Genomic DNA, 21,895 nt, shown 5'->3' with positions numbered 1-21,895 from the left:
TTAGCCGGATTCGGAGCTGTGGCGCGAATCACACAGTGACGGAAGGTCGCCGGTGACCCGATTCACCACGGCGACGACGACGCTCTGCTACCGCATGCTCCGCGTGGACCCGCAGCGCCGTGAGGAGACCCCGGCGACGTCCGGTGGACGTCTCGGTGACCACCGCGGGCGCGTCCGGGCGCCACCTGTCGAACTTGCGCTCGGAGGAGGTCTCGGGGGCGTCATCGGCCGTCGCCTTGAGGAACCGGTCGGGCAAGGCGAGCTTGTGGATCGTGCGCAGGGCGAGCCAGTACTGCCGGGCGAGCGAGCCGGTCGTGTACGGCAGGTCGTACTTGCCGCACAGCGCCCGCACACGGGCGGCGACCTCCGGGTAGCGGTTGCTCGGCAGGTCCGGGAACAGGTGATGCTCGATCTGGTAACTGAGATTCCCGGTGAGGAAATCCATCGCACGCCCACCGGAAATGTTTGCGCTGCCGAGCAACTGGCGCAGATACCACTCCCCGCGCGTCTCGTTCTCGTAGTGCTCGGTCGTGAACTTCTCTGCGCCGTCGGGGAAGTGGCCGCAGAAGATCACGAGATACGCCCAGATATTGCGGATCACGTTCGCGGTGAGGTTCGCCGACAACGTGCTGCGCCAGGCCGGGCCGGTGAGCGCCGGGAAGAACACCAGGTCCTTGACGACCTGCCGGCCGGCCTTCGCCGCGAATTCCTTGTTGGGCCCCGAATTCCACTGCGCGGGCGGGACGCCCTCGAGTTCCTTCTTCGCCGAGAGGTCGTGCAGCGCGATCCCCCACTCGAAGGTCAGCGCGAGGACGATGTTCGCGATCGGCTGCGCGAGATTGCGCGGACGCCACTTCTCGTCGCGCGTCATCCGCAGGATGCCGAATCCCACGTCTTCGTCCATGCCCACGATGTTCGTGTAGGTGTGGTGCGCGTAGTTGTGGGCGCGCTTCCAGTGCTCGGACGGACCGGTCTGATCCCATTCCCACGAGGTCGAGTGGATCTCGGGGTCGTTCATCCAGTCCCACTGCCCGTGCATCACGTTGTGCCCGAGTTCCATGTTCTCGATGATCTTCGCGAGCGACAGCGCCGCGGTACCGATGATCCAGCGCGACCGTCGACGCGAACCGAACAGCGCGCAGCGTCCGACCACCTCCAGCACACGCTGCGCACGGATGACGGAATGGATGTAGCGGGCGTCCCGCGGGCCGCGCGAATTCTCCACATCCCGTCGAATCGCGTCGAATTCGTTTGCGAGAGCAACAATGTCGTCTTCGGTCAGATGAGAGAACGCGCGGATGTCGGTGATGGCCAAGCGGGATCCTTCGGAGGTTTGCTGTCGGTGTCTACACGTCCAGTGTGCAGTCGCCGGCAGCGGCGGAGATGCAGGTCTGGACGCGTTCGCCCTCTGCGTGCTCCTTGCCGGATCGCAGATCGACGACGTGCCCCTTCTCGAGCGGCACAACACAAGTCTGACAGATTCCCATCCGACAACCGAAGGGCATCAGCGCACCGACGCTCTCACCGGCCTCGAGAATCGTCGTGGCGCCGTCCACGGTGACGGTTTTGCCGGACTTCGCGAACGTGATCGTTCCGCCCGAGCCCGAGGTGTCGGCACGGCTGACGGCGAAGCGCTCGAGGTGGACCTGATCCTCGATGTCCTCCGCGGCCCAGTGCGCGGTGATGTCGTCGAGCATCTGCTGGGGACCGCACGCCCAGGTCTGACGCTCGCGCCAGTCGGGGCACACCTCGTCCAGCTCCGAGAGCGCGAACTTGCCCTTCTCACGGGTGTGACGCACGTGCACGCGGAACCGATCGTGGGTGGCGTCGAAACGCTCGAGCTCGGACCGGAACATCACGTTCTCGGCCGTCGGCGCGGAGTGGATGTGCACGACGTCGGGCAGGTCGAGTTCGCGCTCGACCGCACGCCGGTCGAGCGTCCGCAGCATCGACATGATCGGCGTGATGCCACTGCCGGCCGTGAGGAAGAGGATCTTCGCCGGCGGCGGGTCGGGCAGGACGAAATCGCCCTTCGGGGCGGCGAGGCGCACGACGGTGCCCTCGGGGACACCGCCGACGAGGTGGCTGGACAGGAAGCCCTCGGGCATCGCCTTCACGGCGATGGAGATGACCTTGTCGTCCCAGGTGGGCGAGGAGGTCAGTGAGTAGGAGCGCCAGTGCCAGCGACCGTCGATGTGCAGACCGATGCCGATGTACTGGCCGGGTGCGTATCCGAAATCGAAACCCCAGCCGGGACGGATGACGATCGTCGCGGAATCGGGGGTCTCCTGGCGCACCGACACGATTCGCCCGCGCAGTTCACGGGCGGACCACAGCGGGTTGACCAGGTGCAGGTAGTCGTCGGGGAGCAGAGGGGTGGTCAGCCGGGCCACCGCGCCACGCAGGACGTTGGAGAGCGACTTCTCTCCTGGCGCGACGTGTGCCGCAGGCTTCTCGATCCATTCCTTCAGGCCCATCCGACCGTTTCTCCTCACTCCGGTTACGGCTCCGTAGGTTATCAGAGGTTACGGAAGCGTAGGTTGCGCGAGAGACGGTCGTCACACCGATGGCGTGGCGATATGCGAGGTCAGAGCAGTTCGAGCAGGAAGGGCAGTTCCTGGGCCGCGTACCACGCCAGTTCGTGGTCCTCCGCGTCGCCGAGGACGAACTCGGCCTCCTCGTCGCCCAGTTCTGCGGCATCGACGATCTCGCGTGCCCGCGCGACGTCGGCCTCCGCCTCCTGCAGGTCGATGTGCACCGACGCGACCGCACGCATCGTGATCGGCCCGGTGAGCTTGACGACCGCATCGTCGAGATCCGGTCGCGGCTTCACCTCGTCGACGTCGGCGGCGATCACCACCCGACGGGACACGAAGGACGGGTGATCGTTCGGCTCCTCCGATCCGAGCAACCGCAGCGACGCGCGTGCCGCCTCGGCCATCGCGACCTCGGCGAGCTCCTCGTCGTCGCCCGCCGTGTAGGCCTCGCGCAGAGCGGGGGTCACCGCGAAGGCCGTCCGGCCCACCGCGTCGACCTCACCGTCGGCGACGAGGCCCTGCAACATCGCGAGCGTTGCCGGTACATAGACACGCGTCACTTCTCACCTGCCGGCATCCGTCAACTCCTCGAGAGATTCCTGGATCAGCGTCGCTGCCACGTCCACATCGGGCATCGCATCACGATCCGCATTCAAACCGTAGTAGATCTTGCCGTCGTAGGACGTCAACGCGATGCTCAGGGCCTGATTCTTCAGCAGCGGCGAGACCGGGAAGATCTCGAGCAGCCGAGCTCCGGTGAGGTAGAGCGGGTGCTGCGGCCCCGGCGCGTTGGTGATCATGAGGTTGAACATCCGCTGCGAGAAACCCATCGCGACCCGGGCTCCCACCGCGTGCATCGTCGCCGGGGCGAAGCCCGACAAGCGGACCATCGTCTGCGCCGCCACGCGTCGCCGTTGCCGCGAATAGGCCTCGCCGGCGTGCGCGATGTGCGACAGACGGACCACCGCGTTCGGCTCCCCTACCGGCAGATCCAGCAGGAAGGACGACACCTCGCCCTGCGGGTGCACCTGGATCGTGTCGTTGTCGCCGCAGTCGTCCGGATCCTGGGTGTACACCGACATCGGAACCATCGCCCGCACCACCGTCGCCTCGGTGACCGGCTCCCCGCGGGAGAGCAGCCAGTACCGCAGCGCGCCGGCGAGGACCGCGAGCACCACGTCGTTGATCGTGCAGCCGTAGCGGGAGTGGATCTTGCGGTAGGGCTCCAGATCGGAGTGCACCACGGAGAACCGGCGGCTCCTCGAGATCTGCGTGTTCAGCGGCGTCTCGGGCGCCGACTGCGCAGCCGTACGTGCGATCCGGCCCACTGCGTCGACGGTCTCGGTGAGCGTCGCCGTGAGATCGCCCACGGCCGATCGCACGGCGGCGATCCCCTCCCCCGGGCGCGCGACGAGTTCGGCGAGCGCTCCGACGAGCAGAGCGGACTCCGACGGTTCGCGTTCGGGCATCCACAATTCCTCGGGGACCTCACGCGGCACCGGCTCCTTGTCGAAGAGCACCTGGACGATGTCGAGGGCTTCCTCGCCGTCGACGAGCGCCGAATGCGACTTCGTGAACAGCGCCACCCGATCGTTCGCGAGCCCCTCGACGAGATACATCTCCCAGAGCGGTCGCGTGCGGTCGAGCGGTCGCGAGACCAGACGCGCGACGAGGTCGTGCAGCTGTTCGTCGGAGCCCGGTTTCGGCAGCGCGGAGCGTCGCACGTGGTAGGTGATGTCGAAGTCGCGGTCGTCGACCCAGACGGGTCGCGAGAGCCCGAATGCGACCTCCCGCACCTTCTTCCGGTAACGGGGCACCTCGGGCAGTCGCTGCTCGACCAACCGCAGCACGCTCTCGTAGTCGAGACCGCCCTCGGGGGGTTCGAGGATCGCGAGCGACCCGACGTGCATCGGCGTGTTGCTCGTCTCCAGGTAGTAGTACGACGCGTCCTGCGCCGTCATCCGGCTCGTCATCGACCCCGTTCCCCCTCCTGCCCCGAACCTCCCGAGCGCCGCCACCACGACTCGGTGCCGTCCACGGCTCCGATCCCGATCTCCTCGGGATCGAGATCGAAGAGTACGGCCAGTTCGCCCGGCGCGTCGTGTGAACCATCATGGTGTACGCCGACCATCCCCGCAGCGGCGGCGCCTCGCACGTTGCCGACCGAATCGTCGACGAAGACGCACTCGCCGGGTTCGAGGTCCAGCAGCCGGGCGACCAGCAGGTAGCTCTCGGGGTCGGGTTTGGCGACACGTGTGTCACCCGAGAGCACCACGCGGTCGACGAACGGGCCCTCGAGATCGCGCAGCCACTGCGCGCCGGGCCCACCGGGATCGTTGCTCAGCAGGGCGGTCCGCACCCCACGCGCGCGCAGGACCGTCACGGCCGCGCCGAAGGTGTCGGGGTCGCTTCCCGGTCCGACCAGGACGCCACCGACATCGAGTACGAGTCCTCGCATCACGACACCACCGTAGGTCCCGGACGTCCTGCTCGCGCAGCGCATCCCGCGCGCGTCGAACCGGGACCGTCGCCCGGCGATGTGGCATCATGTGCGCGGTTCGTCCTCTCCCGAATCATCCGCCGTCACGGTGTCACCGTGACGATCCGTTCTCATGCCCTCCGGGAGAGTCCATGCCGCATCACACCGGGCGCTACGTGCGCCGCCTGACCCACCTCGAACCTCCTGCCGAGGAGACCTGCCACCGTCCCCGCAGCCACGTCGCCCGGCGGCCCACGCCGCACGACGGACGCTCGGGACGCGCCCCGCTCCGCCGCGACGGAACGGGACGTCCTGCCGACGGCCGGGGCACCGAAGGTCCGGCCACCGGACCGGGTGACCGGCCTGCGATCGTGCTCGATCCGGGTGTCGTGCGGGTCGCGGAGACGGCGGTGCGCCTGGTCCTCGAGGTCGTCGACGGCCGCCGTCCCGCGGTCCAGTCCACCACGGTCCTCGACCCACGTCTCGTCGCGACGATCACCGCGGCCCGGCCTCCGCGTGCCGGACGCAGCACCGCGGTGCTGCTGCGGACGCGGGTGCGTCCCGTCGACACCGACACCGTGGAACTGTTCGGCAGCTACGGCCGCGGGGACCGGGTGTTCGCCTTCGCCGGCCGGATGGTGCGCAAGCGTCCCCGTCCTCGTGCTCCGCACCGCTGGACGATCACGACCCTGTGGCTCGGGTGAGCCACAGGGTCGTGGGGTGATCGTGAGTCTTCGACTCAGCACCTATGTGAGTCTTCGACTCAGCACCTATGTGAGTCTTCGACTCAGCGCGTTCAGCGCCGCCGGTTGGTCTTCGCGTCCCGCCGGGCCGCGGCACGACGCTCCTTGCGGGTGCCCGCCTGCCGGGGCGCGGAGCCCGCGTCGGAACCGGCGGTCGTACGCGCGACGTGGGCGCGGCCGTCCTCGTCGGGACCGGTGTAGGTCAGGCGCCGCTCGGTCTCGTCGAGACCCTTGGCCCGCAGCGCGGCCGGTGCAGGCTCCGCCTGCGCCGGTTGTGCCTGTTGTGCCGTGGGGGCCGGCTGTGCCGGGCGGGCGGGAGCAGCCTTGGCGAGGCTCGGGGCCGCCTGCGCGGCGGCCGCCGCAGAGGCCGGCGTGACCGCCACACCTGCGGACTGCTGCTGTTGCGCGGCCTCGACCTGGAGGTTGAACAGGAATCCGACCGATTCCTCCTTCAGGCCCTCGAGCATCGCGGTGAACATGTCGAAGCCCTCGCGCTGGTACTCGACGAGCGGATCGCGCTGCGCCATGGCGCGCAGGCCGATGCCCTCCTTGAGGTAGTCCATCTCGTAGAGGTGCTCGCGCCACTTGCGGTCGAGGACCGACAACAGCACGCGACGCTCGAGTTCGCGCATCGCATTCTCACCGGCGATGGCCTCGAGTTCGGCCTCGCGACGTGTGTAGGCGGCGCGGGCGTCCTCGAGAAGGACCTCGAGCAGACCGTTGCGGTCGAGGTCCTCGTTCTCGGCGACGAGCGTCTTGTGGTCGACACCCACCGGGTAGAGGGTCTTGAGCGCCGTCCACAGCTGCTCGAGATCCCAGTCCTCGACGTAGCCCTCGGCAGTCGCACCGTCGACGTAGGCGGTGATCACGTCGGTGAGCATGTGCTCCACCTGACCCTCGAGGTCCTCGCCGCGCAGGATCCGGCGGCGCTCCTCGTAGATGACGGTGCGCTGCTGGTTCATCACCTCGTCGTACTTGAGGACGTTCTTGCGGATCTCGAAGTTCTGCTGCTCGACCTGCGTCTGCGCGCTCTTGATGGCCTTGGAGACCATCTTCGCCTCGATCGGCACGTCGTCGGGCAGGTTCAGCCGCGTCATGATCGACTCGAGCGCCGCACCGTTGAAGCGGCGCATCAACTCGTCGCCGAGCGAGAGGTAGAACCGCGACTCGCCCGGGTCGCCCTGACGACCGGAGCGACCACGGAGCTGGTTGTCGATACGACGCGACTCGTGCCGTTCGGTGCCGAGCACGTACAGGCCACCGGCGGCCCGCACCTTCTCGGCATCGGCCTTCGACTCGGCCTTGATCCGCTCGAGGATCTCGTCCCAGGCCGCCTCGTACTCCTCCGGCGTGTTGACCGGGTCGAGGCCGCGCTTGCGCAGCTCGATGTCGGCGAGGATGTCGGGGTTGCCGCCGAGCACGACGTCGGTACCGCGACCGGCCATGTTCGTCGCGACCGTCACCGCGCCGGACCGGCCGGCCTGCGCGATGATCTGCGCTTCCTGCTCGTGGAACTTCGCGTTGAGCACGCTGTGCGGAACACCGCGCTTGGTGAACTGCCGGGACAGGTATTCCGATCGCTCGACGCTCGTCGTACCGATGAGGACCGGCTGGCCCTTCTCGTGACGCTCGACGACGTCGTCGACGACGGCCGCGAACTTCGCTTCCTCGGTCTTGTAGATCAGGTCGCCCTGGTCGACGCGCACCATCGGGCGGTTGGTCGGGATCGGGATGACACCCAAGCTGTAGATCTGGTGAAGCTCGGCGGCCTCGGTCTCGGCCGTACCGGTCATGCCCGACAGCTTGTCGTACAGGCGGAAGTAGTTCTGCAGCGTGATCGTGGCGAGCGTCTGGTTCTCGGCCTTGATCTCGACGCCTTCCTTGGCCTCGATCGCCTGGTGCATGCCCTCGTTGTAGCGGCGGCCCGACAGGACGCGGCCGGTGAACTCGTCGACGATGACGACCTCGCCGTTGCGGACGATGTAGTCCTTGTCCTTGGCGTAGAGCTCCTTGGCCTTGATGGCGTTGTTGAGGTAGCTCACCAGCGGCGAGTTGGCCGCTTCGTACAGGTTGTCGATGCCGAGCTGGTCCTCGACGAACTCGACGCCGGCCTCGTGCACACCGACGGTCCGCTTGCGGATGTCGATCTCGTAGTGCACCTCCGGCTCGAGCAGCTTGGCGATGCGCGCGAACTCGGAGTACCACTTGCTCGACGCGTCGGCCGGACCCGAGATGATCAGCGGGGTCCGGGCCTCGTCGATGAGGATCGAGTCGACCTCGTCGACGATCGCGAAGTTGTGGCCACGCTGGACGAGGTCGTCGAGCGAGTGCGTCATGTTGTCGCGCAGGTAATCGAAGCCGAACTCGTTGTTGGTGCCGTAGGTGATGTCGGCGGAGTAGGCCGCGCGGCGCTGGGCCGGGGTCATTCCGGACAGGATCACGTCGGTCTCGAGTCCGAGGGAACGGTGCACGCGGCCCATCCACTCGGCGTCGCGCTTGGCGAGGTAGTCGTTGACCGTGACGACGTGGACGCCGTCGCCGGAGATCGCGTTGAGGTAGGCCGGCAGCACGCAGGTGAGGGTCTTGCCCTCACCGGTCTTCATCTCGGAGATGTTGCCGAAATGCAGCGCCGCGCCACCCATGATCTGGACGAGATAGTGCTTCTGGCCGAGCACACGGAAGGACGCCTCCCGCGCGGTCGCGAAGGCTTCCGGAAGCAGATCGTCGAGCGTCTCACCGTCCTGATAGCGGCTCCGGAACTCGTCCGTCTTGGCCCGGAGCTCGGCGTCGGTCAGGGCCTCGAAGTCCGGGGAGAGGGAATCGACATGCTCGGCGATGTGCTTGAGCCGCTTGACCATGCGACCTTCACCGATCCGGAGCAGCTTCGTCAGCGACAGCACTGGTGTGTTCGTCCTCAATCTCGGGTACCTGCACGGACAAGAAATCCGGCCGAGGCCTTGTCGGACCCCGGCCGGATTCCATGGTAGGCGCTGCGCGGGAGTGATCGCGATGGCGAGGTGCCTTCGGTCACTCCCGGCAGTGTCACACAAGCCTGATCAGACCGTAGTCGAAGGCGTGTCGCCGGTAGACCACGGACGGCTTGTCCGTCTCCTTGTCGTGGAACAGGTAGAAGTCGTGACCGACGAGTTCCATCTCGTAGAGGGCGTCGTCGACGGTCATCGGCTGAGCGTTGTGTTCCTTCGTCCGGACGATGCGACCGGGACCGTCCTGGGGTTCCTTCTCGCTGTCGCCGAGCGACAGGTCGGGCGAGATGGCGAGCTCGTCGTCCTGGGCGAGGGCCGCGGTGGCTTCCGCCACGGACACGGGCGTCTTCTCACCGTAGGAGACCTTGCGGCGCTCCTTCGTCCGTCGCAGGCGCGATTCGAGCTTGCTGATCACAGACTCGAAGGCAGCGTAGAAGCTGTCGGCACTGGCCTCGGCACGTACGACAGGTCCCTTTCCGCGGGCAGTGATCTCGACCCGCTGACAACTCTTCCTCTGACGCCTGTTGCGTTCGTGTTGCAACTCGACGTCGAAGATGAAGATCGTCGGATCGAAACGTTCGAGCCGAGCGAGTTTCTCGGAGACGTAGATCCGGAAGTGATCGGGGACCTCGACGTTGCGTCCTTTCACGACAACGTCGGCACGGGGGCCTTCCGTGGCGGCATCGGCCTCTGCAACGGAACCTCTGGACTTCGAAGGGGTCGTCACGCGTACCTCCCGAGTTACGGCCGGCGCAGCCCGCGCGCCGGCATGATGTATGAGCGCGAGAGCGCGCTCGCCCGGAATCGGAAGAACAGGCGTTTCCACCCGTCTACCTTGTTGTTTCCGGGTCTGATGGCGACGGTAGTACGTAACGCGGAGGTGTGCCACCGTTCCCGCGTGATTTCACATCGCGTCGCCTTCCGGTCACTCGGTGAGGTACTTTCCGGGCCCGTCCGCGGGCTCACGCGTGGGCGATCACGAGCACTCCGAGAGGGTCGAATCCGGCGCGTCGGAGTGCCTGCACCGACTCGCGCGCGGTGGTTCCGGTGGTGAGCACATCGTCGACGACGAGGACCGGGATCGTGCGCGGCAGACCGTCGGCGCGCACCCCGACACGGCCGGCGAGGTTGCGCTGCCGGTCGGCTGCCGAGAGCCCCACCGAATCACGCACCCCGGCCGCCACACTCAGGATCGGATGCACGTGGAGGCGACGGTCGTGGGTCGCGGCGGCCCGGGCGGCACGCGTGACGGGATCGCCTCCGCGTGCCCGCGCCGCACGCGCCCGGGTGGGGGCGGGCGTCACGATCAAGGGACCCTCGGGCAGCTCGCTCCATCGGCGCAGCCGCGCGATCGCGACGGCCCACGCGAGCCCGAGCGGCTCGGCGAGATCCCGACGGGCACGCTCCTTCGCGACGATCACCGCGCGGCGCCTGGGGCCGGTGTACGGGCCCAGACTCCACACCGGGATCCCGGGGTCGACGCGCGGCGCGACTGCCACGGGATGATCGGAGAGCTCGCGTGCGCACGCCCGGCACCAGCTGACTCCGGGAGCGGCACAACCACCGCACCGGGCGGGCAGGACGAGATCGAGAAGGGCGGTGAGCACACCGGGAGTGTGCCCGAAGTCACCGACGCCCGGGCGTCACCATCGGCACCGACGCCCGGGCGTCACCATCGGCACCGACGCCCGGGCGTCACCGTCGGCACCGACGCCCGGGACGTCACCGTCGGCGCGCTCAGCCCGGGAGGACGGGGATGGCCGCCATGCCGGCCAGTCCGGGTACCTCGCGCCAGTACCGGTCGCCCGCGGGATCGCGGTTGTTGAGTTGGAAGACCGTCCGGGAATCGGCGACGAACTCGCTGGCCGTCGACGCCTCCACGGCGACCACCGGAGGGGTGAGATTGCGGCTCGGGAGTGCGTCGATGCGCGAGCCGTCCACCGCGACCTGCACGACGGGCACGTCGGCCGACGCGCGGGAGACGACGATGGTGTCGGCTGTGCTCCAGTCCAGGGCGAGCGCGGGACCGCCGAGGCCGAAGCCGATCTCACGGGGATTGGTGAGCGAGTACTCGCCGGTCGTGGTCGGTACGACCGTCGCGACGAAGACCCGTCCGTCGATGATCAGGGCGGCGCGGACACCGTCGCGCGACAAACGTAGCTCGGTGATGCGGCCCCCGAGGGCGCGGATCGCACCCGCTTCGACGCCGACCACGGTGACCCGCCCGGTGCCGGGTTCGCGCACCGCGCGCACCACCGCGGTGCCGTTGACGACGGCCCACACCGAGTTGTTGTTCGGCGACCAGGACGGCCGGGTGATCGACTCGCCGTCGACCGCGGGTTCGGCGGCGCCTTCGCTGTAGGCACCGACCATCAGTTGCACGGCCGGCTCCGGTGCCGGTTTACCGGTGTTCTCGACCGCGGCGACGAGTTCCCCGTCCAGCGACAGGGCGACGGACTGCAGGTCGTCGGACATGCCGAAGAAGCTGCGGACCGGTGTCACGCCGGTCTCGGCGACGCTCACCAGCGTCCCGTCGAGCAGCGCGTGCAGACCCACCGTCACGCTCGACGCAGCGAGGGGGTTCATGGACGCCACGTCGGCGGTGGTCCAGCCGTTCGGGAACCGTTCGTCGAGGGGTTGGCCGTCGGCGAGGAGGTGGTACGGACCGCTGATGTCGGCGTTGGCGAGGGTCCAGATCACCTGCGCGGCGAGCAGTTCGCGATCCTGCCGGCCCATCGAGCCGACCCCCTGGAAGTCGATGCGGATGCCGCCGAGTCCGACGCCGACGTCGGTCGTGCGGCCGTCCGCCTTCGTCACCGAGCCGATGACGGTGACGTCCTCGAGGAGGTTCTTGACCGCGGGCGCGAGGACCTCCTTCGGCCCTTCGACGAGCAATCCGATCAGCTGCGAGGCCGTCTGTTCGGGTGTGCCCGTGATCCAGCGCGGGTCGGGGACGACGGCGTTGCCGGTCGGGTCGAGGAAGTACAGCGAGCGGCGTTGATAGGTGTTGAGGAAGCGGGGGCGGTCCATGATGACGCCGGCCGGCAACCGGTCGATGCGCCACTCCCCGTCGGCGCGGATGAGAGAGAAGCGTGCCTCGAACTCCCCGTCGGCGGGACGGTAGATGCCGCCCTCCTCGAGGTAGCCGACGGTGCTCGCCCGCACCACGTAGGTGGCGCTGTCGCCGTCGCGTTCCTCGACGAGGACGTCGACCTTGTCGACGATGGTCGCGCTCGCCGCGTCGTCCCAGGACTCGGACATCGTGGGGGTGAGGAACTGCCGGGCCGCGCGGTGGCGGTTGGTCGGATCCGTGCTCGCCTGCAGGAAGTCGCGCAGGAGCAGGTCGGGTTCGCGACCGGGTACGGGCGCGGCGACCTCGGTGGTCGCGGGGCCGCGTTCGAGGGTTCCGATGGCCTGCGGTGACGAGGAATCGGGCAGCGTGGCGCATCCCGACAGCACGAGTCCGGCCACGGTCAGGAGTACGACGAGCACGCCCGCTGCACGCGGAGTCGAGCGGCTCATGTACTGGCTCCTTCGGACGGTGTGCTCGCGGGGTCGGTCGGGGTCTCTCCCGTCGCCGGCCGCTCCGGGGTGTCGTCACCCGGCGGGGGCTTGCCCTGCACGGCCTTCGCGGCGCTGGGCACGAGAGGCAGGGGGCTGCGTCCCACCTTACGTCCGCGTTCGCGAGGGAGGGTCAGCCGGAAGCTGGCGCCTCGTCCCGGTTCGCCCCACGCTTCGAGCTTGCCGTTGTGCAGGTTGGCGTCCTCGACGCTGATGGCGAGACCGAGGCCGGTGCCGCCGGAGCGCCGGACCCGCGACGGGTCGGAGCGCCAGAACCGGTTGAAGACGAGCTTCTCCTCCCCGGGTCGCAGACCCACGCCCTGGTCGCGCACGACGAAGGCCGCGGCCGCGTCGTCGGCGCGCAAACGCAGCAGGATGGGCTTGCCCTCGCCGTGATCGATCGCGTTGGCGAGCAGGTTGCGCAGGATGCGTTCGACGCGGCGGGGATCGACGTCGGCCTCGACGGACTCGTCCGGCAGGTCGACGATCAGCTCGGTGGCGGTCTCGCGGGCGAGGTGCCGCACGGTCGAGACGGCGGCACGCGCGCACATCCGCAGATCGAGTCGTTCGGAGGCGAGTTCGGCGACGCCCGCGTCGTGCCGGCTGATCTCGAGCAGGTCGTTGAGGAGGCTCTCGAAGCGGTCGAGTTCGGCGACGAGCAGTTCGGAGGACCGCTTGAGGACGGGGTCGAGCTCGTCGCTGCCGTCGTGGATGAGGTCGGCGGCCATACGGACGGTCGTGAGCGGGGTGCGCAGTTCGTGGCTCACATCGGAGGTGAACCGTTTCTGCAGGTTGCCGTACTCCTCGAGCTGGGTGATCTGCCGAGACAGGCTCTCGGCCATCTCGTTGAACGACATCGCCAGGCGCGCCATGTCGTCCTCACCGCGGACCGGCATGCGTTCCTTGAGCCGTCCGTCGGCGAAGCGCACGGCGATCCGGGAGGCCGACCGGATGGGCAGCACGACCTGCCGCGCGACGATCATCGAGATCGCGGCCAGCAGTACGAGCAGGACCACGGCGCCGACGAGCAGTGTGCCGCGGACGAGGGCGAGGGTGCGTTCCTCACCGCCGAGCGGGAAGACGAGGTACAGCTCGAGTGTCGAGATGTCGGAGTCGGTGGGGCTGCCCATGATCAGGGCCGGCCCGGTGTAGCCGTCGGGATCGGCGACCGTCGCGAACTGGTACGCGATCTGCCCGTTCTGGACGAAGGCGCGCAGGTTCTGCGGGATCTGGTCGGCGGGTCCGCTCGAGGTGGGGGCCCGCGGACCGTCGCCGGGGACGATCAGGACGGGGTCGAAGGTTCCGGCGACGCCGGTGTCCTGTCCCCCGTCGCTGCCGCGGCTGGTGAGGATCGCCGCGGCACCGTCGAGGCGGACCGCGAGCGAGCCGGAGTCGTCGGCGCCCGCGAGTTGCCCCTCGACGAGTGCGCGCGAGCGATCCATCTCCTCGGTCGCCGCGTCGATCTTCACTTCGAGCAGTCGGTCGGTGATCTGGCTCGTGAGTACCACTCCGAGCACGAACATGACGATCAGCGACAGCGTGAGGGTCGAGGTCACGACCCGCAGCTGCAGCGATCGTCGCCAGGTGTGCGCGAGTCGGCTGCTCATCGACCGCGACCACCTCACCAGCGGCAGCGTCCTACGCGTGATACGCCGCCGAAGCCGGTAGGTTCGGATCACGGCGGTCCGGCCTTGTAGCCGACCCCCCGCACTGTGAGCACCGCCTCGGGATTCTCGGGATCCTTCTCGACCTTCGCGCGCAGACGCTGGACGTGGACGTTCACGAGCCGGGTGTCGGCGGCGTGCCGGTAGCCCCAGACCTGCTCGAGCAGGACCTCACGGGTGAACACCTGGCGCGGCTTGCGCGCGAGCGCCACGAGCAGGTCGAACTCGAGGGGCGTGAGCGAGATCGCCTCGTCGCCGCGGGTGACCTTGTGGGCGGGGACGTCGATGGTGATGTCCCCGATGGTCAGGACCTCCGCCGGTTCCTGCTCGGTGCGACGCAGCCGGGCCCGCACGCGTGCGACGAGCTCCTTCGGCTTGAACGGCTTGACGATGTAGTCGTCGGCGCCCGATTCGAGGCCGAGCACGACGTCGACGGTGTCGGACTTGGCGGTGAGCATCACGATCGGCACACCGGAATCCGCGCGGAGCACACGGCACACGTCGATGCCGTTCATGCCGGGGAGCATGAGATCGAGCAGGATGAGGTCGGGCCGGATCTCGCGCACGGCGCCCAGCGCCTGAGTGCCGTCCCCCACCACGAACGGTTCGAATCCCTCGCCGCGCAGCACGATCGTGAGCATCTCGGCCAGCGCGGTGTCGTCGTCGACTACCAGAATCCTCGGCTTCATAGCCTCTATCGTGTCACCCCTTCACCGTCGTGAAGCAGATTTGAGATGTCAACGGCGAGTTGTCGCGGGGAGGTCTGCGGGCCTGCGACCTCCCACGGAGACATCCACTGCTGCTGCGCGAGCTCGTCGTACACCTCGCCGGTGCGGTGTTGCAGGCCGGCATCGCGCTCGTAGGCGTCGCGATCGCGGTCGGCCTCGGTCGCGGCGCGGTTACGGGCACGCTCGGCGGCGAGGGCGACCGGAACGCGGAGCAGCACCTGCAGATCGGGCACCGGGAGCCCGAACCGTTCGAACTCGAGACGGCGGATCCACTCCACCGCCGGGCCGGTCGCATCCTGGTTCCGGCGCGCCGCGGTGTACGCGGCGTTGGACGCGACATACCGGTCGAGCAGCACGATGTCGTTGTCGGCGAGCAGCTTCCGCAGCTCGTCGGCAGCATCGCGTCGGTCGAGCGCCCACAGCAACGCCATCGCCTCGACGCTCGAGGCGGTGTCGCCGTGCTGCCCGCGCAACGCCTCCGCGCCCAGATCGGCGTGGATCGACTGCCCGTACCGCGGGAAGGCCAGCGTCGCGACCTTCCGTCCGGCCTCGCGCCAGGTCTCGACGAGACCGGCGGACAACGTCCGCTTGCCGGCCCCGTCGAGACCCTCGACGACGATCAGATCACCCATGTGCCCTGTGATTCCCGTCGAATCAACGGGATCAGTACCGGTAGTGCTCGGGCTTGTACGGGCCCTCGACGTCGACACCGATGTACTCGGCCTGCTCCTTGGTCAGCTTCGTGATCTGTCCACCGAGCGCCTCGACGTGGATCTTCGCGACCTTCTCGTCGAGGTGCTTGGGCAGGCGGTAGACCTCGTTGTCGTACTCGTCGGGCTTGGTCCACAGCTCGATCTGGGCGATCACCTGGTTGGCGAACGAGTTGCTCATCACGAAGGAGGGGTGGCCCGTGGCGTTGCCCAGGTTGAGCAGGCGGCCCTCCGACAGGACGATGATCGAATGGCCGTCGGCGAAGGTGAACTCGTCGACCTGCGGCTTGATGTTGATCCGCGTGACGTCGGCGGCCCGCTCGAGGCCGGCCATGTCGATCTCGTTGTCGAAGTGGCCGATGTTGCCGAGGATGGCCTGGTGCTTCATCGCCTTCATGTGCTCGAAGGTGATGATGTCCTTGTTGCCGGTCGCAGTGATGACGATGTCGGCCTGGCCGATGAAGTCCTCGACCGTCACGACGTCGTAGCCGTCCATCATGGCCTGCAGGGCGTTGATCGGGTCGACCTCGGTGACCGAGACGCGTGCGCCCTGGCCGCGCAGGGCCTCGGCGCAGCCCTTGCCGACGTCGCCGTAGCCGCACACGAGCGCGGCCTTGCCGCCGATGAGGACGTCGGTGCCGCGGTTGATGCCGTCGAGCAGCGAGTGCCGGGTGCCGTACTTGTTGTCGAACTTGCTCTTGGTGACCGAGTCGTTGACATTGATCGCGGGGAACGCGAGCTCGCCGGCTGCGGAGAGCTGGTACAGGCGCAGGACGCCCGTGGTGGTCTCCTCCGTGACGCCCTTGACGGACTCGGCGACGGTGGTCCACTTCTTCGAGTCGGCCGCGAGCGAGCGGCGCAGCAGCTCGAGGAAGACCTTGTACTCGGCGGAGTCCTGCTCCTCGTCGATCGGCGGGACGACGCCGGCCTTCTCGAACTGGGCGCCCTTGAGCACGAGCATCGTGGCGTCGCCGCCGTCGTCGAGGATCATGTTGGCGGGTTCGCCGGGCCAGGTGAGCATCTGCTCGGCCGCCCACCAGTACTCCTCGAGGGTCTCGCCCTTCCAGGCGAAGACCGGGACGCCCTTGGGCTCTTCGGGGGTGCCGTGCGGGCCGACGACGACGGCCGCGGCGGCGTGGTCCTGGGTGGAGAAGATGTTGCACGACGCCCAGCGCACCTGCGCGCCGAGGGAGACGAGCGTTTCGATGAGCACAGCGGTCTGGACCGTCATGTGCAGCGAGCCGGAGATCCGTGCGCCCTTCAGCGGCTGCACCTCCGCGTACTCGCGACGCAGCGCCATCAGGCCCGGCATCTCGTGTTCGGCGAGCCGGATCTCCTTGCGCCCGAACTCGGCGAGGGACAGATCGGCGACCTTGAAATCGAGACCGTTGACCCGGTCGGCTACGAGCGTGGTGTCAGACACGTGCAGATGCCTCTTCCTGTCGGCAGACGATGTTGGTTCCAGGCTATACAACCTGCGCAAGAAGAGGCCCGGCAGATCGTCCCCCGACGGGATCCGTCCGTCGCACCTCCGTACGGCGCCCGGGCGTCAACCGCGTACGGCGGCCCGTTCGACGAACGGCACGAGCAGATCGGCGAGGTCGGCGGCGACATCACGCCCCGAGGCCGGGGGCATCGAGACGAAGCTCAGCGCGACCCGCACGACAGCGCGCGCGAGGATCCCGGCGTCGGACTCGGACGCCGCGATCCAGCTGTGGTGGAAGGTCTCCGTGAGGCGACCCGCGCCCCGTTCGAGGATGGGGGCGGCGTCGGTCGTGATCAACCGCAGCAGGTCGGGTTTGGCCTCCCCGCTCAGCAGCGACTGCACCAGGGGGTCGGCGGCGGACGCCTCGAAGAAGAAGGTGAATCCGTCCACGAGCGCGGCCCGCGCGTCGCCGACGTGGGCGTACACCGAATCGGCCACGGCGTCGACGAACTCGTCGACCAGACGCAGCGCATAGCCCTGGGCGAGCCCCTGCCGGGAGGAGAACTCCTTGTACAGGGTCTGCCGGCTGATGCCGGCAGCCCGGGCGACGTCGCTCATGGTGACGGCCGACCAGTCGCGTTCGTGCAGCAGCTCGCGCATGGCGTCGAGGATCGTCGAGCGCAGCAGCACCCGACTTGCCTCGTGGAAGGGAACCCGCGCGTTCGACATGGTGGGAACGCTCTCACGCGCGGAAGTGCTCGTCAAAGCAAGGCGGGTCGTGATCCCCCGGGCAGCGGTTCACCGGCGGGCGATCTCGACCATCTCGAAGTCGGCCTTGGCGGCGCCGCAGTCCGGGCACGACCAGTCGTCGGGGATGTCCTCCCATCGGGTGCCGGGTCCGATGCCCTCGTCGGGCCACCCTTCGGCCTCGTCGTATTCGAATCCGCAGACGAGACAACGGAACAGACGGTAGTCGGTACTCACGGGGTGTGCTCCTCGAAATCGGTCTTCTCCCGGACTCCGCAGTCGGGACACGGCCAGTCGTCGGGTACGTCGGACCACGGGGTGCCGGCCGGAAAGCCCTCGCGGGGAACGCCGGCGGTCTCGTCGTACACGAACTCGCAGACGGGACAGCGGTAGGACGCCACGATCATTTTCCTTCCGCGGCAGCGGGATCCGATGCTCCGTAGCGGGCCAGGATCTTCTCGCGTCGACGCGGTTCGATATTGACGCGGGTGATGTCGCCGTCGTAGTGGTCGAGCACGCGGTGGTCCATGACCTTGCGCCACAGCGGTGGGATGTAGGCGAGGGTGATCATCGTCGCGTAGCCCGCGGGCAGTTGCGGTGAGATCTCCATGCTGCGCAGGGTCTGGTAGCGCCGCGTGGGATTGGCGTGATGGTCGCTGTGCCGCTGCAGGTGGTACAGGAAGATGTTCGTCACCAGGTGGTCGCTGTTCCAGCTGTGCGCGGGCGAGCAGCGCTCGTAGCGTCCCTTCGCCGTCTTCTGCCGCAGCAGACCGTAGTGCTCGAGATAGTTCACGACCTCGAGCAACGAGAACCCGAAGACCGCCTGGATCACGAGATACGGCGCGATCGACAGACCGAAGACGCCGAGAAGCACCGCGTACAGCACGACGGAGATCGCCCACGCGTTGAGGACGTCGTTGTGCACGCTCCACACCGGCTTGTCGAGCCGCTCGAGGCGGGCTCGTTCGAGGCGCCACGCCGACCGCAGACTGCCGACGACGCTGCGGGGCAGGAATCGCCAGAAGCTCTCCCCGAACCGGGCCGAGGCCGGGTCCTCCGGGGTGGCGACCCGCACGTGGTGGCCGCGATTGTGCTCGATGTAGAAGTGCCCGTAGAACGACGGGGCGAGCGCCCACTTCGACAGTCGCCGTTCGAATTCGACCTTCTTGTGGCCGAGCTCGTGCGCCGTGTTGATACCGATGCCCGCGACCACGCCGACCGAGATCGCGAGTCCGATCTTCGACATCACGCCGAGCCCGCCGTCGATGCCGAGCCAGGACAGGTCGCCGGCCGACCAGAGGTAGCAGGCGAAGACCAGCGACGCGAACTGGAAGGGCAGGTAGAGGTAGGTGCAGTAGCGGTAGAAGCGGTCGTTCTCGAGTTGCTCGAACAACTCGTCGGGTGGGTTCTCGCCGTCGGGCCCGACGAACAGGTCGAGCAGCGGGACGAGGACGTAGATCAGCAGGGGGCCGATCCACCACAGGATCGGGGTGACGCTCTGCAGGCCGAGTTCGTTACCGCCCCACACCAGGGCGGTGGCGACGAACAGCGCCGTCGGGGGCACCAGGCCCAGAAGCCACAGATGGCGCTTTCGGTCGCGCCACTGAAGGTCGGGTCGATCCACCGAATCCGCGGATGCCGTACTCATGTCGGGTCTCCTCATCACCGTCGATGGCGCCGGGCACGCCACCACACGGTGACGCACACCACTCATGCCTTGACTCTAGGCCGCTATTCGTCCGAGGTCTAGACATTTGGAGGAATTTGTAAATCTCCCGAAGATGCGTCCGGAAACGACGAAGGCGAGCCCGTGCGGGCTCGCCTTCGATTCGATTCCGTCCCTACCGGGACTTTGCTTCAGGACTCGTCGGTCGCCGATCCCGGTATCTCGCCGAGCCGGGCCCGGAAGACCTGGGTGTCCGCGGCACAACCGTGGACGGTCGGATTCCGGTCGCACGCCGACAACCACGCCGAGTCGCCGGGCCTCAGCGTCACCGACTCGCCGTCGCACTCGACGCGGGCATCGCCTGCGGTGCACAGCAGGATCTGTGGTCCGTCGGCACCGACCCCGAGGGCGTCGCCCGGGGCGAGATCGATGCGGGACAACGCGAACTCCGGTGCCGGGGTGCGGTAGCGGCGCTCGATCGGGCCCTGCCCCGTCCCGGTCTCCGCCGACTCCTCCGGTACGGCTTCGAGAATCGGCACCGAGGCCGCACCGAAGTCGAGCACCCGCAGCAGTTCGGGCACGTCCACATGCTTCGGGGTGAGACCACCGCGCAGCACGTTGTCGGAGTTCGCCATGATCTCGACACCCATGCCGTGCAGGTAGGCGTGCAGATTTCCCGCGTCGAGGTACAGACCCTGGCCCGGCTGCAGGGTGATGCGGTTGAGCAGCAGCGAGGCGAGCACTCCGGCGTCGCCGGGATAGAAGTCCGCCAGCTGCAGGGCCGTGCGCACCTCCGGAACGAAATCGCGTTCGCCGTTCCGTCCGGCTGCGAGATAGGTGACGCAACCGTCGAGCACACGCGGCAACAGCGCCGCGAGAGCGGGCGGGGGCAACGTGATCCAGGTGGTGAACAGTGCCCGCAGACCACTCGAATCGGGTTGGCCCGCGAGCAGTCCTACATAGGGGTCGAGTTCCGGCACGGCCAGCGCCTCGAACAGCTCCACGGTCCGTTTCGGATCGCGAAAGCCGGCCAGGGCCTCGAACCGGGTCAGAGCCACGACGAGTTCGGGCTTGTGGCTGGCGTCCTTGTAGTTGCGGACGGGCGAGTCGATCGGGATGCCGAGTGCTTCCTCACGAGCGAAGCCCTCGGCTGCCTGACCGGCGCTGGGATGCGCCTGCAGCGACAGCGGTTCCTCCGCCGCCAGCAGCTTGAGGAGGAAGGGCAGGCGGGGACCGAATGCCCCCACCGTGCGATCACCGAGGTGTCGCTGCGGATCGGCCGACAGTACGTCGAGCAGCGAGTGCTCGTCGCCGTCCGAATCCACCAGCCTGGCGGGATCGGCCGGGTGCGCACCGAGCCACAACTCGGCCTCGGGATGATGGGACGGCACATTGCGGCCACGCAGGGCGGCGATCGCGGTCCGCGATCCCCAGGCGTACGAGCGCACCGCACCTTCGAGTCGGTGCACTATCTCCCCCCTGCCAATCCGAGATATGCGGCCGCCATCTCTGTGCGGACGGTCAACACTGCCACCTGTTCCAGCACGGTCGGAACCGTGCTCGATTCGAACTCTCCGATCACGGACATCAATTCCACATCCGGAAGTGCCGCCGTCCTGCGCTGCGCCGCCGAGCGGTCGGGGTCGGTGCTGAGTACGAACACCCGTGCCGGTGCGATCGGTGCCGGTCCGTCCAGCTCCTCGTCGTGGAAGAACGGGTCGTAGTTCTCACCGCTCGCGGTGACGACGTTCGTGAGCCGGTCGCGCGCGACCAGCACGTCGCTCAGCGCCGCCGCGCCGGCAACCACACCCGCTTCCTGGAGCAGGGACTCCGACGCGTGCCGGGCGAGCACCGCAGTCGCGGCGGAATCACCCGCGAACACCACGCGGCGCGACTGCATGCGCACCGCGAGCGACTTGGCGGGATTGTGGAAGACCTCGTTCGCCGGGTGATTGCGCGCCGCTTCCTCGTCGGCCGTGTCGGCGACCTGGGCGAGCGGCGGGACACCGGTGATCCGGACGGCGCGCTGCAGCACACCGAGCACCGCGCAGAACACCGCGACGTGCCGGGCGAGTACGTACCGGGTCTGGACCCGGACGCGCGGCGGCAACGACATCGCGCGACCGGCCGAGACCGCCCGCACCGGACCTTCGTCGGGGGCGTCGACGACGACCTCCGCGCTGCGACGCAGTCCGGCGTCGATGCTGCGCGCCAGCTCGGGATCGCCGGCGTCGTTCCCCGAGACCACCACGACGTCGAGCGCGCCGACCCACGGCGGGGTGGCCGGCGCGGAAACCAGGGGCACACCGGCCTGCCCACCGAACATCGCGACGACCAATTCGGCGGCCGAGCGGGCGCGGGCGTCGGTGCCGACGAAGACCACACTGCGGGGGTGCATATCGGTGAGCCGGCCGAGCAGACCTTCGTCGACCGCCGCGGCGACCGCGCGGATCTGGGCGCCGCCGAGGGCCGCGCTCCTGAGGATGCCGTCGACATCGGCGGCGAGAACACCGCCCGCATCGTCGAAGTCGAACAGCGGTGAGGGTGCCGTCACGACCGCATCACCTTCCTTCCGCCGCCGCGACCTCGGCGAGTCGGCTGACAGGGCCCGGTGGGGCCACCGACCCGAGATCGGTACTCCGCCGAACCG

Annotated in this window: 20 protein-coding genes; 1 reads left to right on the top strand and 19 read right to left on the bottom strand. The window is 68.3% G+C overall.

Translation table 11 applies throughout. The features are described 5' to 3' along the window. Positions 1-28: 28 nt before the first annotated feature. From ACWPOC_RS20265 to ACWPOC_RS20245, 5 genes are all read right to left on the bottom strand, one after another. Positions 29-1,315 (bottom strand): fatty acid desaturase family protein, encoded by a 1,287-nt coding sequence (locus tag ACWPOC_RS20265; RefSeq protein WP_120279850.1) that lies wholly within the window; start codon positions 1,313-1,315, stop codon positions 29-31. Between the two features lie 31 nt (positions 1,316-1,346). Next, a complete protein-coding gene (locus ACWPOC_RS20260; protein ID WP_120279851.1) occupies positions 1,347-2,477 on the bottom strand; it encodes a ferredoxin reductase in 1,131 nt (376 codons plus the stop codon). A 110-nt stretch (positions 2,478-2,587) separates the two neighbouring features. After that, positions 2,588-3,097 carry a DUF6912 family protein gene (locus tag ACWPOC_RS20255; protein WP_120279852.1) on the bottom strand — a complete coding sequence of 170 codons (510 nt, stop codon included), beginning with the start codon at positions 3,095-3,097 and terminating at the stop codon, positions 2,588-2,590. A 3-nt stretch (positions 3,098-3,100) separates the two neighbouring features. Beyond that, positions 3,101-4,510 carry a WS/DGAT/MGAT family O-acyltransferase gene (locus ACWPOC_RS20250; RefSeq protein WP_120279853.1) on the bottom strand — a complete coding sequence of 470 codons (1,410 nt, stop codon included), beginning with the start codon at positions 4,508-4,510 and terminating at the stop codon, positions 3,101-3,103. Continuing rightward, entirely contained in the window at positions 4,507-4,995 is a 489-nt protein-coding gene (locus ACWPOC_RS20245) for an HAD-IA family hydrolase (protein ID WP_268655767.1), read from the bottom strand. Before ACWPOC_RS20245 ends, ACWPOC_RS20250 begins: the two co-directional genes overlap by 4 nt. Before the next feature lie 173 nt (positions 4,996-5,168). Between ACWPOC_RS20245 and ACWPOC_RS20240 the strand changes: the two genes are divergently transcribed. After that, the gene (locus tag ACWPOC_RS20240) at positions 5,169-5,720 is read left to right on the top strand and encodes an Rv3235 family protein (protein WP_455409230.1); all 552 of its coding nucleotides are present in this window, start codon (positions 5,169-5,171) and stop codon (positions 5,718-5,720) included. A 92-nt stretch (positions 5,721-5,812) separates the two neighbouring features. Here ACWPOC_RS20240 and secA read toward each other — a convergent pair whose 3' ends face one another. The 14 genes from secA to ACWPOC_RS20170 form a co-directional block, all read right to left on the bottom strand. Then, positions 5,813-8,617, bottom strand: a complete 2,805-nt coding sequence (gene secA / locus ACWPOC_RS20235; RefSeq protein WP_455409240.1) for a preprotein translocase subunit SecA — start codon at positions 8,615-8,617, stop codon at positions 5,813-5,815. A 184-nt stretch (positions 8,618-8,801) separates the two neighbouring features. Then, positions 8,802-9,470 carry a ribosome hibernation-promoting factor, HPF/YfiA family gene (gene hpf, locus ACWPOC_RS20230; protein ID WP_060651341.1) on the bottom strand — a complete coding sequence of 223 codons (669 nt, stop codon included), beginning with the start codon at positions 9,468-9,470 and terminating at the stop codon, positions 8,802-8,804. A gap of 235 nt (positions 9,471-9,705) precedes the next feature. Then, positions 9,706-10,350: a ComF family protein gene (locus tag ACWPOC_RS20225; RefSeq protein ID WP_120279856.1), complete on the bottom strand. Its 645-nt coding sequence runs from the start codon at positions 10,348-10,350 to the stop codon at positions 9,706-9,708. Between the two features lie 130 nt (positions 10,351-10,480). Further along, complete coding sequence (lpqB, locus tag ACWPOC_RS20220) at positions 10,481-12,265, bottom strand: MtrAB system accessory lipoprotein LpqB (RefSeq protein WP_120279857.1); 1,785 nt, start codon at positions 12,263-12,265, stop codon at positions 10,481-10,483. Beyond that, positions 12,262-13,911 (bottom strand): MtrAB system histidine kinase MtrB, encoded by a 1,650-nt coding sequence (mtrB, locus tag ACWPOC_RS20215; protein ID WP_225623585.1) that lies wholly within the window; start codon positions 13,909-13,911, stop codon positions 12,262-12,264. Before mtrB ends, lpqB begins: the two co-directional genes overlap by 4 nt. 68 nt (positions 13,912-13,979) lie before the next feature. After that, positions 13,980-14,657: an MtrAB system response regulator MtrA gene (mtrA, locus tag ACWPOC_RS20210; RefSeq protein ID WP_455409229.1), complete on the bottom strand. Its 678-nt coding sequence runs from the start codon at positions 14,655-14,657 to the stop codon at positions 13,980-13,982. Between the two features lie 5 nt (positions 14,658-14,662). Then, on the bottom strand, positions 14,663-15,328 hold the full coding sequence (locus tag ACWPOC_RS20205) for a dTMP kinase (protein WP_120279859.1): 666 nt from the start codon (positions 15,326-15,328) through the stop codon (positions 14,663-14,665). Between the two features lie 31 nt (positions 15,329-15,359). Further along, positions 15,360-16,829: an adenosylhomocysteinase gene (gene ahcY / locus ACWPOC_RS20200; RefSeq protein ID WP_019288500.1), complete on the bottom strand. Its 1,470-nt coding sequence runs from the start codon at positions 16,827-16,829 to the stop codon at positions 15,360-15,362. 126 nt (positions 16,830-16,955) lie between these two features. Next, the gene (locus tag ACWPOC_RS20195) at positions 16,956-17,561 is read right to left on the bottom strand and encodes a TetR/AcrR family transcriptional regulator (protein ID WP_019288501.1); all 606 of its coding nucleotides are present in this window, start codon (positions 17,559-17,561) and stop codon (positions 16,956-16,958) included. A gap of 69 nt (positions 17,562-17,630) precedes the next feature. Then, positions 17,631-17,816: a rubredoxin gene (locus ACWPOC_RS20190; RefSeq protein ID WP_120279860.1), complete on the bottom strand. Its 186-nt coding sequence runs from the start codon at positions 17,814-17,816 to the stop codon at positions 17,631-17,633. Beyond that, positions 17,813-17,980, bottom strand: coding sequence for a rubredoxin (locus ACWPOC_RS20185; RefSeq protein ID WP_174247009.1), 168 nt, complete (start codon positions 17,978-17,980; stop codon positions 17,813-17,815). The genes ACWPOC_RS20190 and ACWPOC_RS20185 overlap by 4 nt, the downstream gene beginning before the upstream one ends. Before the next feature lie 2 nt (positions 17,981-17,982). Next, a complete protein-coding gene (locus ACWPOC_RS20180; RefSeq protein ID WP_112320082.1) occupies positions 17,983-19,227 on the bottom strand; it encodes an alkane 1-monooxygenase in 1,245 nt (414 codons plus the stop codon). A 209-nt stretch (positions 19,228-19,436) separates the two neighbouring features. Next, complete coding sequence (gene manA, locus ACWPOC_RS20175) at positions 19,437-20,714, bottom strand: mannose-6-phosphate isomerase, class I (RefSeq protein ID WP_120279861.1); 1,278 nt, start codon at positions 20,712-20,714, stop codon at positions 19,437-19,439. Next, complete coding sequence (locus ACWPOC_RS20170; protein ID WP_120279862.1) at positions 20,714-21,799, bottom strand: tobH protein; 1,086 nt, start codon at positions 21,797-21,799, stop codon at positions 20,714-20,716. The genes manA and ACWPOC_RS20170 overlap by 1 nt, the downstream gene beginning before the upstream one ends. Positions 21,800-21,895: the final 96 nt, after the last annotated feature.

The sequence above is a fragment of the Rhodococcus sp. 5G237 genome (assembly GCF_053764735.1).
The sequence above is the reverse complement of the archived record's forward strand: the minus strand, read 5'-3'. Positions and strand labels throughout refer to the sequence as shown.